Origin of the sequence: Bradyrhizobium sp. AUGA SZCCT0158, assembly GCF_018130065.1 — a bacterium.
Classification (GTDB): Bacteria; Pseudomonadota; Alphaproteobacteria; order Rhizobiales; family Xanthobacteraceae; genus Bradyrhizobium.
In genome coordinates, this window is sequence record NZ_JAFCME010000013.1 from 18,668 (window position 1) to 34,764 (window position 16,097).

The 16,097-nt window shown below is 63.3% G+C and carries 8 protein-coding genes; 1 reads left to right on the forward strand and 7 read right to left on the reverse strand.

Annotated features, from left to right (window positions below; translation table 11 throughout):
* Positions 1-74 precede the first annotated feature (74 nt).
* Positions 75-2,855 carry a PAS domain S-box protein gene (locus JQ574_RS19500; protein ID WP_212204591.1) on the reverse strand — a complete coding sequence of 927 codons (2,781 nt, stop codon included), beginning with the start codon at positions 2,853-2,855 and terminating at the stop codon, positions 75-77.
* Positions 2,856-3,221: 366 nt separating this feature from the next.
* Here JQ574_RS19500 and JQ574_RS19505 point away from each other — a divergent pair, with 366 nt between their 5' ends.
* The gene (locus JQ574_RS19505; RefSeq protein ID WP_212204593.1) at positions 3,222-3,623 is read left to right on the forward strand and encodes a response regulator; all 402 of its coding nucleotides are present in this window, start codon (positions 3,222-3,224) and stop codon (positions 3,621-3,623) included.
* 15 nt (positions 3,624-3,638) lie between these two features.
* Here JQ574_RS19505 and JQ574_RS19510 read toward each other — a convergent pair whose 3' ends face one another.
* The 6 genes from JQ574_RS19510 to livM all read right to left on the reverse strand — a co-directional run bounded on the left by JQ574_RS19510 (position 3,639) and on the right by livM (position 16,063).
* Positions 3,639-5,141, reverse strand: a complete 1,503-nt coding sequence (locus JQ574_RS19510; protein ID WP_212205002.1) for an HWE histidine kinase domain-containing protein — start codon at positions 5,139-5,141, stop codon at positions 3,639-3,641.
* A gap of 14 nt (positions 5,142-5,155) precedes the next feature.
* On the reverse strand, positions 5,156-11,359 hold the full coding sequence (locus JQ574_RS19515; RefSeq protein WP_409363561.1) for a HAMP domain-containing protein: 6,204 nt from the start codon (positions 11,357-11,359) through the stop codon (positions 5,156-5,158).
* Between the two features lie 393 nt (positions 11,360-11,752).
* A complete protein-coding gene (locus tag JQ574_RS19520) occupies positions 11,753-12,871 on the reverse strand; it encodes a branched-chain amino acid ABC transporter substrate-binding protein (RefSeq protein ID WP_212204597.1) in 1,119 nt (372 codons plus the stop codon).
* A 314-nt stretch (positions 12,872-13,185) separates the two neighbouring features.
* Positions 13,186-13,935, reverse strand: coding sequence for an ABC transporter ATP-binding protein (locus tag JQ574_RS19525; protein WP_212204599.1), 750 nt, complete (start codon positions 13,933-13,935; stop codon positions 13,186-13,188).
* Complete coding sequence (locus JQ574_RS19530) at positions 13,932-14,765, reverse strand: ABC transporter ATP-binding protein (RefSeq protein WP_212204603.1); 834 nt, start codon at positions 14,763-14,765, stop codon at positions 13,932-13,934. The genes JQ574_RS19525 and JQ574_RS19530 overlap by 4 nt, the downstream gene beginning before the upstream one ends.
* On the reverse strand, positions 14,762-16,063 hold the full coding sequence (gene livM / locus JQ574_RS19535; RefSeq protein ID WP_212205004.1) for a high-affinity branched-chain amino acid ABC transporter permease LivM: 1,302 nt from the start codon (positions 16,061-16,063) through the stop codon (positions 14,762-14,764). Before livM ends, JQ574_RS19530 begins: the two co-directional genes overlap by 4 nt.
* Positions 16,064-16,097: the final 34 nt, after the last annotated feature.

Sequence of the window (16,097 nt, forward strand, 5' to 3'; positions counted from 1 at the left end):
TCCGTTCAAGTCCGCGCCGATTGCGGCCATCGATATCTTTTCATCCTCGCCGATATATCGGCCGTCAACAAGGCTCAACTGCCAAGCGCCAATCTGAACATCCTGGCGAGTTCGGACTTGCGGTACGGCTTGGCGAGCAGCAGCACGCCGGAATCGAGGCGGCCGTGGTGAACGATGGCGTTCTCGGTATACCCTGAGGTGTACAGCGTCTTCAGCGACGGGCGCCGTTTCAGCGCTTCGTCGACCAGCTGGCGGCCATTCATCATGCCGGGCATGATGACGTCGGTGAAGAGCAAATGCAGGGTCGGGGCGGTATCGATGATCTGCAGGGCCTCGCTGGCATTGGCCGCCTCCAGCGTGGTGTAGCCGAGGCTTTCGATCTGCGTCATCACGTAACGGCGCACCAGCGAATCGTCTTCGACGACGAGAACGGTCTCGGTGCCGCCCTCGACATTGGCTGATATCGCGGCTTCGGCGGCGGTCTGGTTCAATCCCGTGGCGCGCGGCAGGTACATCTTGACAGACGTGCCGTGGCCTTCCTCGCTGTAGATCTTGATATGGCCGCCCGACTGCTTGACGAAACCGAACACCATGCTGAGCCCGAGGCCAGTGCCCTTGCCGACCTCCTTGGTGGTGAAGAAGGGATCGAACACCCGCTCGATCAGCGCTGCGGGGATTCCGGTGCCGGTATCGCTCACCGCGACCATCACATAATGGCCGGGCACGACGTCGCTGTGCATACCGGCGTAGTTCTCGTCGAGATAGATGTTGCCGGTCTCGAGCGCGAGCTTGCCGCCATTGGGCATGGCGTCGCGCGCGTTGAGGGCAAGGTTGAGCACCGCCGTCGAGAGCTGGTTCGGATCGACCAGGGCCGTCCATGCATCCTCGGCCAGCAGCGGCGTGATCTCGACGTTCTCGCCGAGCGTCGGATGCAGCAGTTTGGCGGCCTCCAGCACCAGCCCATTGACGTCGACTTCGACGGGCTGCAGCGGCTGCTTGCGGGCAAAGGCAAGCAGATGCTTGGTCAGGTTGGCGCCGCGTTCGGCGGCTTCGTCGATCAATTTGGTAATGGCGACGAGTTCGGGCTTGTCGGCAACCGATTCCTCCAGGATTCCGATGGTCCCGGTGATCACGGTCAGGATGTTGTTGAAGTCGTGCGCGACGCCGCCGGTCAGCTGGCCGATCGCGTCCATCTTCTGGATGTGCCGCAACTGGGCTTCCGCCGCCTGCTTCTCGGTGAGGTCGCGGCCGATGAAGAAATGCCGTCTCACCGGCTCCGACCAGGTGCCGGTCCAGTTCAATGTGACGGACTGTCCGTCCTTGTGGACGTAACGGGTCTCGAAGTTTCGCATTTCATTTCCGCGGCGCGCGGCACGCATCTCTGCGCGCGTGCTCTCGAGATCGTCGGGATGAATGAATAGCAGGGCGCTCTGGCCGGCCATTTCCGAAGGGTCATAACCAAGGATGACTTTGGCGCTCGGACTGACCTGGATGAGATTCCCTTTGCTATCGGATACCAGGATGAGGTCATGCGAGGTCTCGAAGATGCGCTGCCGCTCTTCGATCTCCTGATTGAGCGCCTTCTCTGTTCGCTTGTTTTCGGTGATGTCGCGCGCGATCATGGAGGCGCCGACAATTTCGCCCGAGGCCGACCGGATCGGCGAGATGCTCAGCAGGACATCCACGTTGCGGCCGTCCTTGTGCAAGCGCACCGTTTCGTAGTCTTCCATCCTCTCGCCGCGGCCGACCTGTTCGAGGATGTTGCCAACCTCGGCGCGGCGATCCGGTGGAACAATGATGTCGATGCGCCTGCCGACGGCTTCGATTGAAGTGAAGCCGAACAAGCGTTCGGCAGCGCGATTCCAGGCGGTGATGATGCCGTCGAGCGATTTGGTGATGATGGCGTCGTTGGAGGATTCCACGACCGCGCTGAAAAGGCGTTCGCGCTCGGTGTGGAGGCTGCGCTCGGAAGCGGCCTGGCGACGCAGCTTTTCGAGCAGCCGCGCCAACTGGCCTTGCAGGGACATATTGTCGATCAACAGCACTGCGAGGACGAAACTGGCCGCACAAAGTCCGTAGAGCCGGCCGGCATAAAAGCCCAGATCGAACCTGGCCGCGTTGAGAATTCCGGACAGTGCGATGTCGTACATCCAGGCACACATCACGACCATCAGCCAGACGTCGAGCACGGAATGCGGTCGCCGGTGCCACAGGATCAGCAGCGCCGCGAAGCTGAGAAGCACTTCCGCCGACAGGGTACCGATCAGCGTGTAGGTGAAATGTCCGCCACGGATCATGACAGGCAGCAGGTCATGTCTGGCGGTGACGAACCAGGCAGCAAAGGATATCGCCGCCGCGACCGCGATGATGCTGCCCAGGATCGCCCGTACCTCGGATCCCGGGATTTTCGGGCCGCCATCCTTGTCCTTCAGGAACGCATAGCCGAGCACGAGAGCCGGAAATACGATGTGCCAGATCTGGTAAAGCCAGGCGGTTGTCTGCGGGCCGGCATTGAGCAGCCCGGTCGGAGCAAAGACACCTGGAAAGCTCAGGCCGTGGACGATCGCAGCGGCCGCGGTGAACAAATATCCACTTGCGAGCAGCAGCAGCGCCCGCGAGCGCAGAATAGTGAACTGCGAAAACAGCAGGATGGCCGTGATGAGATCGTTGATCGCGAGCGCGGATTGATAACTGGCAATGAAAGCCGGCACCGGGGTCAGTGGCACCGTGGCATAAACCGCAGCGATGACGAACAGAATCGACGAGACCGCGACGACGGCGAGAGCCCGCGCGCGATCACGGCTGCTCGCCGGCAGGGTCGATAGAAAGATGTTGCGTTCGTCAGCCGTCAGCATCGTTGTCCCTGGCAAACTGGCATCGAACGCGCCATCGGACCAGTACCAAATGCGCGAACATTAACCTATCCACTGAAGTGGCGTATCTAGCCGATAGGCGGATATCGATCGGGAGGACTAACAGACTAAAAACAGCAGGCGACGCGGAGCTGCTCAGGGGCCGAAATGGGCACGCCAAGTCTACAATGAGGTCGGGCCGGATGGAATCAACCCCAGGCTACATACTACCCATTCAATTCATGGCCGGAAAGACAGGTCCCGGGTAACCGGCCCTTTACCCAAACGCTGAATATTCTACGCGGCACTGCGTCTTCGTCGGGTACTTTTATCATAGGCTATCTGCGCGGCCGTTCGGGAATTTTTTTCATGCCCCGTGTTCTTGTGATCGACGACCAGTCCGACGTGCGCACGATGATCTCGATCGTGCTGCGGATCAACCAATTCGAAATCGTCGAGGCCGCCACCGCCGAAGCGGGATTGAAGGCATTCGAAGCTGAGGATTTCGACCTCGCGATCGTCGATATCTTCCTGCAAGGTTCGAACGGCTCCGATGTGATCGCGACGATGCGCGAGCGGGTGCCCGACCTGCCTGTCGTCGCGATATCCGGCATGACGGCGCTCGACTTCCTGTCGAAATCACCTGAACTGGCTGGCGTGGTCTGCCTGCAAAAGCCGTTTCGTCCGACCGACCTGATCCGCGCGATCGAAGCGGCCGGGGAAGCGATGCGGCCATCGGCGGGCGCCGTTGCCGGGGCGGCGGCGCGGTAATCCGCCCGTCAGCCGTCACGGCCGGGCTGACTGTCCAACGCGCCGGCTGCCGGCATCACCCGCCACGGTTTCCCGAGGCGGAGCCGGATCGGGCGCGGTCTGGCGCGCCAGCGGAACCAGGAGCCGGCAAACGAGACCTTCCGGGCGCCAATCGAATTCGGCCTTTCCGCCGAGCTGCGACTCGATGCTGGCGATAACGCTCCGTGTGCCAAATCCCCTTGATATCGGTTTTTCAACCACAGGCCCGCCGGTCTCCATCCAGACGAGGTCGAGGAGCCCCGACTCGAGTTCCCACTTCACCGATAGCCGGCCCGTCAACGCCGACAGCGCGCCATATTTGGCCGAATTGGTGACGAGCTCGTGCAGCGCCAAGGCCACTGTCTGTGCGGTCGCCGGTTGCAGCTGCACCTCGGCGCCGCGCAATGCGATCTGATCGCCCATCGAATATGGCGCCAGCTCTTCGTCGATCAGCTTGCCTATTTCGGCGCCTTGCCAGCTCGACAGTGAAAGCACGGTGTGAACCCGTGCGAGCGCGGTGATGCGCCCTTCGACCGAGCGGATGTAGCTCTTGACGTTTTCGCCGCGCGTCAGCCGAACGATCGACTGAGCCAGCGCCAGCGCGTTCTTGGCGCGGTGGTCGACTTCGCGGGCGAGCAGGGTCTGGCGCTCTTCGGCCTGCTTGCGTTCGGTGATGTCGACCGTCACGCCGCTGACGCGGATGACACGGCCGTCCTTGTCGGTGCTCGCTGCGGCTGTTCCCGCGCACCAGCGCACTTCGCCATCGGGGCGGATGATGCGAAATTCCGCTTCGTAGGATTTCGCGCCTCGGGCGAAACTCGCCCACGCATCGTGCAGTTCCAGGACGTCGTCCGGATGGATCAGGGCCTGAATATTGGCCGGTGTCAGCTCAATGCTGCCGGGATCGACGCCGAGAATTTGATATTGGCCCTCGTCCCACATCCAGTCGCCATTGACCCAGTCCCAGTCCCACGACCCCATCTTTCCCGCGGCGATCGCCAGGCTCCGGCGCTGCTCGCTTTCCAACAGCCGCGCATGGGATTCTTCCAGTTCGGCGGTGCGGGCCCGAACCCGGTCCTCGAGCTCGACGTTGAGCCGCTCCAGCTGACGGGTCTTGCGATAGAGTTCGGCGAACACCTTGATCTTGGCGCGCAACACTTCAGGCACCACCGGCACCGGAACGTAGTCGACCGCGCCCATCTCGTAGCCGCGCAGGCGGTCCAGATCGCTGACCTGGATCGCGGAGATAAAGATCATCGCGGTCTTCTGGAAACGGGGATGTTCGCGGATCATCGCGGCGAGCTCGAAACCGTCCAGTTCCGGCATGCAAACGTCGACCAGGATGATGGCGACGTCGTTCTTCAGCAGGAACTCGAGCGCCTCGCGCCCCGAGGCCGCCGAGACCAGGTTCTCTCCAAGCTCCTTCAGAATGACCTCATAGGCGAGCAGCTTTGCCGGCTGATCGTCCACCAGAAGTATGTTTACTTTCTCTTGGTCCATCATCTGCGCGCCGATCAACGGTGGAGCCACATACGGATGGCAAGGAGCAACTGCTCGGTGTTGACTGGTTTTGCCAGATAATCCGAGGCTCCGGCCTCGAGGCATTTCTCGCGGTCGCCCTTCATCGCTTTGGCGGTCAGCGCGATGATGGGCAGGCGGCCAAACGACGGGTTTTGCCTGATCACCCCGATGGTCTGGTAGCCGTCCATCTGCGGCATCATGATATCCATCAGCACGATCGCTATCTTGGGATTGGATTCGACCAGCGCAATGGCCTCATGGCCGGTGGTCGCCGTCAGCACCTTCATGCCGCGCCGTTCCAGCACGCTCGACAGCGCGAAGATGTTCCGGGCGTCGTCGTCCACCAGAAGCGCGGTCTTGCCAACGAGATCCTCATCGGAACTATTGAGTTTCTCCAGCATCCTCTGCTTTTCGACCGGCAATTCCGTGATCACACGGTGCAAAAACAGCGACGTTTCGTCGAGCAGGCGTTCCGGCGATTCCACGCCCTTGACCACGATGCTGCGGGCCATGGTGTGGAGTTCCGCGTCTTCCTCGGCGGAAAGTTCCCGCCCTGTGAACACGACCACCGGCACGTTCGACAGCGCCTCGTCGTTGCGGATCTGGTCGAGTACCTCGAAACCGCTCATGTCCGGTAGCCGCAGATCCAGCACGACGCAGTCGCAGGGGTTGTCGCGCAGGGTCGAGAGGGCGCCGGCGCCGGTATCGCTGGTGAGGATCTCGATATCTACGTGATCGAGCAGGGCCTTGATGCTCATCTGCTCGGCGGCGTTGTCTTCCACAATCAGAAGACGCTTGCGCCGCGGCTTGGCGTATTCCTTGATCTGGGACAGTGCGGCGCTGACGCCTTCGGTGGTGGTCGGCTTGTTGACGAAGGAAAACGCGCCGCGTGCCAGCGCGTGCTGGCGATCCTCGTCGAGCGTGATGATCTGCACCGGAATGTGCCGGGTCAGCGGATTATGCTTGAGCTGGCTCAGCACGGTCCAGCCCAGCATGTCCGGCAGGAACACGTCGAGCGACACCGCCGTGGGCTGGAACTGCTTGGCGAGTTCAAGCGCCTCGGCGCCGCGATTGGCGACCAGGACCTTGAAGCCCTTGTCGCGGGCGAGATCGATCAGCACCCGCGCGTAGTGCGGATCGTCCTCGACGATCAGGAGGATGGTGTCGCCGGCCTCGAGATTGAGCCGGTCATCCGGCAGCTGCTCGATCACCCGCTCCTGGGTCGCGGCAACCTGCAGCGCCGGCGCGGTCAGATAGGGCGACGGGGCAGGGGTGCGCGGCGCGACGGTGGGCCCGGAATATTTCAAGGGCAGATACAGGATGAAGGTGCTGCCCTTGCCCGGCGCGCTGCGCAGATGGATCTCGCCGCCGAGCAGGCTCGCAAGTTCGCGGCTGATGGCGAGGCCGAGACCCGTGCCGCCATATTTCCGGCTGGTGCCGGCATCGGCCTGCTGGAACGCTTCGAAGATCAGCTTCTGTTTTTCCGGCGGAATGCCGATGCCGGTATCGGTGACCTCGAAGGCCACGACGGCGGGGGCATGGTTGAGGATGGGGTGTTCGGTGCTCCATCCGCCGAGCGCGGCCGACACGGTCAGCCGCACACCGCCTTCGGCGGTGAACTTGAACGCGTTCGACAGCAGGTTCTTTAGCACCTGCTGCAGGCGTTTGGAGTCGGTCACCATGCTGCGGGCGAGGTTCTCGTCGACGCTGATGTTGAACGAGAGCTGTCGGTTGTCGGCTTCGTGCCTGAACGGCCGGCCGACGGTTTCCAAAAGGTTCGAGGTCAGGATTTCCTCGGCATCGACCGTCACCGTTCCGGATTCGATCTTGGACAGGTCGAGGATGTCGCTGATCAGGTTGAGCAGGTCGGTGCCGGCGCCGTGGATGGTGCGGGCGAACTCGACCTGCTTGGCCGACAGATTGCCGTCGGGGTTTTCGGTGAGCTGCTGGCCGAGGATCAGGATGCTGTTGAGCGGCGTGCGCAGCTCGTGCGACATGTTGGCGAGGAATTCGGACTTGTACTTCGAGGTCAGCGAAAGCTCGGTCGCCTTCTCCTCGAGCGCGCGCCGCGCCTGTTCGATTTCCTGGTTCTTTCTTTCCACCTCGACGTTGCGTTCGGCGAGCTGCTGGGCCTTCTGCTCGAGCTGTTCGTTGGTCTGCTGCAGTTCCTTCTGTTGGGTCTGCAATTCGCCGGCGAGCTGCTGCGACTGCTTCAACAGGCCTTCGGTCTGCATCGTGGCCTCGATCGAATTGAGCACGATGCCGATGGAGTCGGTGAGCTGTTCGAGGAAGGTCATCTGCGAGGTCGTGAACGAGCTGATCGATCCGAGTTCGATGACGGCCTTCACCTGGCTTTCGAACAGCACCGGAAGCACGACGAGATTTCGCGGGACCACGCGAAGAAGGGCGGAGTTGATCGGGGTGGCGTCGGCGGGAATGTCGGAAAGAATGCGCTGGCGCTTGTCCATCGCAGCTTGCCCGACCAGCCCTTGGCCGAACTGCACGACCTCCTTGTGCGGGCTGGCGCCGTCGCCGGCATAGGCCGAGAGCAGGCGCAGCTGCGGATTTTCCTCGTTCTCGACCTGGTAGATGACGCCCATATGGGCGTTCACCAGCGGCGTCAGTTCGGTAAGCAGCAGCCGGCCGACCGTGGTGAGATCGCGCTGGCCCTGCAGCATGTTGGTGAATTTGGCGAGGTTGGTCTTCAGCCAGTCCTGTTCCGAGTTCACGTCCGTGGTCAGGCGGAGAGTGCCGATCATGGTGTTGATGTTGTCTTTGAGTTCGGCGAGTTCGCCGCGTGCGTCGACCTGGATCGAGCGGGTAAGGTCGCCTTTTGTCACCGCGGTCGCGACCTCGGCGATGGCGCGCACCTGCGAGGTCAGATTGGCGGCGAGCAGGTTGACGTTGCCGGTAAGGTCCTTCCAGGTGCCGGCAGCGCCGGGCACGTTGGCCTGGCCGCCGAGCCTTCCTTCGACGCCGACTTCGCGCGCCACCGAGGTGACCTGATCGGCGAAGGTCGCCAGCGTCTCGGTCATGTTGTTGATGGTATCGGCGAGCGCGGCGACTTCGCCCTTCGATTTCACCGTCAGGTCCTGCTTCAAATCGCCGTTGGCGACCGCGGTCACCACCTTGACGATGCCGCGGACCTGTTCGGTCAAATTGGCCGCCATGAAGTTGACGGTGTCGGTGAGGTCCTTCCAGGTGCCGGCGACGCCGGGCACCTGCGCCTGGCCGCCGAGCTTGCCCTCGGTGCCGACCTCGCGCGCGACGCGGGTTACTTCGCCGGCGAACGCGTTCAGCTGATCGACCATCGTGTTGATGGTGTTCTTGAGTTCGAGGATTTCGCCCTTCACGTCGACCGTGATCTTGCGCGACAAGTCGCCGCGCGCCACCGCCGTGGTGACCTCGGCGATGTTGCGGACTTGCGTCGTCAGGTTGGCTGCCAGCAGGTTGACGTTGTCGGTCAGGTCCTTGAACGTTCCGCCGACGCCGGGCACCACCGCCTGGCCGCCGAGGCGTCCCTCGGTGCCGACTTCGCGCGCGACGCGGGTCACTTCGGCCGCGAACGAGCGCAGCTGTTCGACCATCGTGTTCAAGGTGTCCTTGAGCAGCAGGATTTCGCCGCGCACGTCCACGGTGATCTTCTTGGACAGGTCGCCGCCGGCGATCGCGGTCGCGACCTCGGCGATGTTGCGGACCTGCGCCGTCAGGTTGGAGGCCATGAAGTTGACGTTGTCGGTGAGGTCCTTCCAGGTGCCGGCGACTTCGGGCACTTGCGCCTGGCCGCCGAGCTTGCCTTCGGTGCCGACCTCGCGCGCCACGCGCGTCACCTCGGAGGCGAAGGCGTTGAGCTGATCGACCATCGTGTTGACGGTGTTCTTCAGCTCGAGAATCTCGCCCTTGACGTCCACGGTGATCTTCTTGGACAGGTCGCCCTTCGCCACCGCCGTGGTCACTTCGGCGATGTTGCGGACCTGGCCGGTGAGGTTGCCGGCCATCGAGTTGACGTTGTCGGTAAGATCTTTCCAGGTGCCGGCGACGCCGGGCACGTTGGCCTGACCGCCGAGCCGGCCTTCGGTGCCGACCTCGCGCGCCACGCGGGTCACTTCGCCCGCGAAACGGTTGAGCTGGTCGACCATCGTGTTGAGCGTTTCCTTGAGCTGCAGGATCTCGCCGCGCACGTCCACGGTGATCTTGCGCGACAGGTCGCCGCCGGCGATCGCGGTCGCGACTTCGGCGATGTTGCGGACCTGCGCGGTCAGATTGCCGGCCATCGAGTTCACGCTGTCCGTCAAGTCCTTCCAGGTGCCGGCGACGCCGGGCACTTCGGCCTGGCCGCCGAGCTTGCCGTCGGTACCGACCTCGCGCGCCACGCGGGTCACTTCGCCGGCAAAGGCGTTGAGCTGGTCGACCATCGTGTTCAGCGTTTCCTTCAGCTGAAGGATTTCGCCTGACACGTTGACGGTGATCTTCTTGGACAAGTCGCCCTTGGCGACGGCGGTGGCGACTTCGGCGATGTTTCGGACCTGGCCGGTGAGGTTGCTGGCCATCGAGTTGACGCTGTCGGTCAAGTCCTTCCAGGTGCCGGCGACGCCGCGCACCAGGGCCTGGCCGCCGAGCTTGCCTTCGGTGCCGACCTCGCGCGCTACGCGGGTGACTTCGCCGGCAAACGCATTGAGCTGGTCGACCATCGTGTTGACGGTGTCCTTCAGCTCCAGAATTTCGCCGCGCACGTCCACCGTGATCTTCTTCGACAAGTCGCCATTGGCGACCGCCGTCGTCACTTCGGCGATGTTGCGGACCTGAGCCGTCAGGTTGCTCGCCATCGAGTTGACGCTCTCGGTGAGATCCTTCCAGGTGCCGGCGACGCCGAGCACGTTGGCCTGACCGCCGAGCCGCCCGTCGGTACCGACTTCGCGCGCGACGCGCGTGACTTCGCCGGCAAACGCGTTGAGCTGGTCGACCATCGTATTGAGGGTTTCCTTCAGCTGAAGGATTTCACCGGATACGTTGACGGTGATCTTCTTGGAAAGGTCGCCGCCCGCGATCGCGGTCGCGACGTCGGCAATGTTACGGACCTGCGCGGTCAGGTTGGAGGCCATGAAGTTGACGTTGTCGGTGAGGTCCTTCCAGGTACCGGCGACGCCGGGCACCTGGGCCTGACCGCCCAATTTGCCCTCGGTGCCGACCTCGCGCGCGACGCGCGTCACTTCGGAGGCAAACGAGTTGAGCTGGTCCACCATCGTGTTGATGGTGTCTTTCAATTCCAGAATTTCGCCGCGGACGTCCACCGTGATTTTTCGCGAGAGGTCGCCGCGGGCCACCGCGGTGGTGACGTTGGCGATGTTGCGGACCTGCGCGGTGAGGTTGCCGCACATCGCGTTGACGGAGTCGGTGAGATCCTTCCAGGTGCCGGCGACGCCGGGCACGATCGCCTGACCGCCGAGCTTGCCGTCGGTGCCGACTTCGCGGGCCACACGCGTCACTTCGGAAGCGAACGAGCGCAACTGGTCCACCATCGTATTGATGGCTTCCTTCAGCTGCAGGATCTCGCCGCGGACGTCGACCGTGATCTTTTTCGACAAGTCGCCATTGGCGACCGCGATGGTGACTTCGGCGATGTTGCGGACCTGGCCGGTGAGGTTGTTGGCCATGGAGTTGACGCTCTCGGTCAAATCCTTCCACACGCCGGTCACTTCCGGCACCTGCGCCTGGCCGCCGAGCTTGCCCTCGGTGCCCACCTCGCGCGCCACGCGCGTCACTTCCGAGGTGAACACGCTGAGCTGCTTGATCATCGTGTTGACGATGTTGGCGGACTGCAAAAATTCGCCGCCCAGCGGGCGGCCATCGACATCAAGTTGCACGGTCTGCAGCAGGTCTCCCTGCGCCACGGCGGCGACCGCCCGGGTCACCTCGCGGGTCGGCCATAGCAGGTCGTCGATCAGCGTATTGACCGACCCTTCCATGTCCGCCCACGAGCCGCTCGAAAGATCGAATTTGACGCGCTGGCGGGTTTTGCCCTCGCGGCCGACGACCTGTCCGACACGCTCCAGCTGCTGCGCCATTCGTTGATTGGCGGCGACGATCTCGTTGAATGTATCGGCGATCTTGCCCTCGATGCCGAGATGATCACCGGTCATCCGCACCGAGAAATCGCCGGAGCGCATCGCCTGCAGCGCGTGCAGCAGGTCCTGCATCGGGTCGGGCGTGCCGTTGGCTTGCGCCTTGGCTTTGGAGACGCGGCGGACCGGAGGTGATGCTCCAGGGGAAAGATCACTCATGGTGTCTCCTCGAGGCGATTTCGCGCGAATCTGGCCGCTGGCATGCGATTGCGCCATAAGACGTGCCGCCCGATCGGAGATCAAGGTGGAACAGCAGGTGATGCAGCAAAATCAATGACATGGAACCCAGCCCGAACTGTTTAAAACCGCTCGGATGCTTTTGGTTCCACCGCCCCGGGAAAAAAGTTCCATATTGTGAAAGGCCGTTAACCATTGCGGGCTTCGGGCTTTCCTTGATGAACGCGCCGCAAACAAAAAACGCCCCGGCAAAGCCGGGGCGTTGGTTGCTGACAAAGCTTGGGAGGGGTCTTAAGAACCCTTCGGATTGATCTCGGTGTAGTTGCCCTTGGCATCCCACTTGTAGACGACATAGTCGATCGCCTTGATGTCGCCCTTGGCATCGAAGCCCATCTTGCCGAGCACGGTATCCCACTCACCGGCCTTGATGGTTTCCATCACCTTCTTCGGGTCGGTCGTACCGGCCTTTGCCACCGCCTTCGACCAGACCTGAATCGTGGCGTAGGTGTAGAGGGTGTAGCCTTCGGGATCGATGTTCTTGGCCTTGAACTTGGCGACGATCTCCTTGGCGGTCGCCTTGTTGCGCGGGTCGGGACCGAAGGTGAACAGCGTGCCTTCGGCGGCGGGACCTGCGATCGAGGCGAACTCCTTGTCGTTCAATGCGTCGCCCGCCATCAACACCGTCTTCAGGCCCTGGTCGCGCATCTGGCGCAGGATCAGGCCGGATTCCTGATGATAACCACCGACAAAGACCAGATCGATATTGTCGCGCTTCAGCCGCGACACGATCGCGTTAAAATCCTTATCGCCCTTGTTGTAGGATTCGAACATCTTCTCGGTGACGCCGGCCTTGTTGAGCGCCTTCTTGGTTTCGTCGGCGAGGCCTTTGCCATAGGTGGTCTTGTCGTTGAGGATGGCGACGTTCTTGCCCTTGTAGTTCTTGACGATGTAATCGGCGGCGACCAGGCCCTGCTGATCGTCGCGGCCGCAGACGCGCGCCACGTTCCAGAGCTTGCGCTCGGTGAACAGCGGGTTGGTCGAGGCCGGCGTAATCTGCAGCACGTTGCCGTCGGCATAGGCTTCCGACGCCGGGATCGACGAGGACGAGCAGAAGTGACCGGCGACGAACGGGATCTTCGCGCTGGCGAACTTTTCCGCCACCGAGCGCGCCTGCTTGGGATCGCAGGCATCGTCACCGACCTGCAGCGCCAGCTTCTTGCCTGCGACGCCGCCGGCGGCGTTGATGTCGGCCACCGCCTGTTCGGCACCGTTTTTCATCTGCCGGCCGAATGCGGATTCGCCGCCCGTCATCGGGCCCGCCACTGCAATATTGATGTCCTGCGCCAGCGCGCTCGCCGATAGCGCGAATGATGCGCCCAATGCCAGGCCGATGAGTTTCAGTGATTTCATGAGTGTCCTCGCGGGGATAATCGCTACGGGACGCACCCGGCGAACCGGGTACGCAAACCGGGGCCATTGTCCGCTGATTTTGCGGCGAAGTCATCGGCAAAATTCGGGCAAGTCCACGGTCCGTTCGCAGCATCTTGCCGCAGACCTATGTCGTCCCGGCCTAGTGCGCAAATTGCGCACGGGGGGCCGGGACCCATAACCACAGGCTTTAGTTGGGGTGAAACGTCTAACTTCAGCGCAAATCGTGAGATCACGCGGTATGGGTCCCGGCCCCCCGTGCGCAATTGCGCACTAGGCCGGGACGACGCGGGAGGCTAGCCCCGCCGGCCGCCCTCCAGATAGGCGGCGCGGATTTCGGGGCGCTGCAGCAATTCGCTGCCGGTGCCGGAGAGCGTGATCAGGCCGTTGACCATGACATAGCCGCGATGGGCGAGTTTCAGCGCGTGATTGGCGTTTTGCTCGACGATCAGCACGGTCAGGCCGTCCTGCCGGTTCAGGGTCCGGATGGCGTCGAAAATCTGCCGCGCGATCAGGGGGGCGAGGCCGAGCGACGGCTCATCGAGCATCAGCAGGCGCGGCCGGCTCATCAGGGCTCGGCCGATCGCCAGCATCTGCTGCTCGCCGCCCGACAAGGTTCCGCCGCGCTGGGTCATGCGTTCCTTGAGCCGCGGGAACAGGTTGAAAATGCGCTCCAGGCCGCTGGCGCGGTCGGCCTCGCTGGAATTGGTCGCGTCGGCGCCCATTTGCAGGTTTTCCGCCACGCTCATGCGTGGGAAAATCCGGCGGCCTTCCGGGGACTGGGCGATGCGCAGCCGCGCGATCTCGTGCGTCGGCACGCCGGTGATGTCCTGGCCGTCATATTCGATCCGGCCGGCGCGGGCGCGGGGCCTGCCGAACACCGTCATCATCAGGGTCGATTTGCCGGCGCCGTTGGCGCCGATCAGGGCGACGATCTCGCCGGCGCCGACCTCGATATCGACGCCTTTCAGCGCCTCGATCTTGCCATAGGCCGCGCGCAAGCCGCGGATCGCGAGCAGGGGCGTTGTCGGGGACGATGCGGTCACGTTCCGCTCTCCATCACCGCGATGGCTTCCTCCTCGTCGGCGCCGAGATAGGCGGCGATCACCTTGGGGTCGTCGCGGACGTGTTGCGGCGTGCCCTCGGCGATCTTGACGCCGTAGTCCATCACGACGACGTGGTCGGAGATTTCCATCACCACCGACATGTCGTGCTCGATCAGGAGGATCGAGGTGCCCTGATTCGCGCGGATAGCGAGCAGCAGCTCGCTCAGGCTTGCGCTCTCCCGCGCATTCAGCCCGGCGGCCGGCTCGTCGAGGCAGAGCAGCGCCGGTTCAGTGCACATCGCGCGCGCGATTTCGAGGCGGCGCTGGTCGCCGTAGGGCAGGTTGCCGGCGGCATCGTCGGCGCGGTCGAGCAGGCCAATGCGCTCCAGCCACGTTCGCGCCAGATCGATCGCCGCTTTCTCCGCGACGCGCCACGACGGCGCGCCGATCAGTCCGAGCAGGGTGAGGCCGGAGGCGCGCATGAGCGCATTGTGCTGTGCCACCATCAAATTCTCCAGCGCCGTCATGCCGGGAAAGAGCCGGATGTTCTGGAAGGTGCGCGCGACTTTCGCCTGCTTGGAAATCCGGAAATCGTTCAGCCGCTCGAGCTGGATGTTGCGGCCGTCATCATGCGCCAGCCGCATGCTGCCGCTGGTCGGCTTGTAGAAGCCGGTGATGCAGTTGAAGACGGTGGTCTTGCCGGCGCCGTTCGGTCCGATCAGCGCCGTGATCTTGCGCCGTTCGGCGCCGAAGGAGAGGTCGTTGACCGCGACGATGCCGCCGAAGCGCATCGACAAATGATCGACGGAAAGGATGTGGTCGGCGCTCATCCGTGCCCCTCCTTGACAAGGTCGGACGAGATCGCCTGGTTGCGTTCCAGGAACACGGTCGGCGCACGGTGACCGATCAGGCCGCGCGGGCGCCAGATCATCAACAGCACCATCGCCATGCCGAACACCAGCATGCGATACTGGTCGAGCCCGCGGAACAGTTCGAAGCCGCCGATCATGGCAAGCGCCGCCAGCGCCACGCCCAGCTGCGAGCCCATGCCGCCCAGCACCACGATCGCCAGCACCAGCGCCGATTCATGGAAGGTGAAGGATTCCGGGCTGATGAAGCCTTGTCTGGTCGCGAAGAACGCGCCGGCGAGCCCGCCGAACATCGCACCGGTCGCAAACGCCGTCAGTTTTGTCGTTGTCGTGTTGATGCCGAGCGCGCGGCAGGCGACTTCGTCCTCGCGCAGGGCTTCCCAGGCGCGGCCGATCGGCAGGCGGCGCAGCCGGATCGTCACCCAGTTGGTGAGCAGCGCCAGCGCCAGGATCAAATAGAACAGAAACACGATGCGGTGGGTCGGCGAGAATTCGATGCGGAGCATGGCCGCGAGCCCGTCGTCGCCGGGCGAGAGCGGAATGCCGAACATGGTCGGCCGGGGAATGCCAGTGACGCCGTTCGGACCGCCGGTTACGCTTTGCCAGTTGAGCAGGACGAGGCGGATGATCTCGCCGAAGGCGAGGGTGACGATGGCGAGATAGTCGCCGCGCAGTCGCAGCACGGGAAAGCCGAGCAGCACACCCCAGAAGGCGGCGAGGATGCCGGCCAGCGGCAGACAGATCCAGAACGACAGCCCGAAATTGGTCGCCAGCAGCGCGTAGGAATAGGCGCCCACCGCATAGAACGCGACATAGCCGAGGTCGAGCAGGCCGGCGAGGCCGACCACGACGTTCAGCCCCCATCCCAACATCACATAGGTCAGCACCAGGATGCCGAGATCCAGAATGTAGCGCTCATTGTAGAAGATCACCGGCACCAGAAAGGTGAAGATCAAGAGCACCGGCGCGACGAGGCGAGCCCCGAGCGAGAGCGCCGATGTCACCTGTGGCGGCACGACGCGCACGGTGCCGACCGGTCCCCACCATTGCCGCAGCAACTCGACGACGATGCTGCCGCCGAACACGGTTGCGACCATCATGGCGAGGTCGCCGAAGCGGGTCCAGTAGGTCAGTTGGCCGTCTGATCCTGCTTCGGTGCGCACGCCGATCATCAGCGAGAACAGCACCAATGCTACCAGCGCGCTGATCAGGGCCTTCTTGAAGATGAAGGCGACGCCCGGTGCGCGTGAGGTTTGCATGGCGGCGGCGGGGTTTGCGCTCACGCGGCGGCCC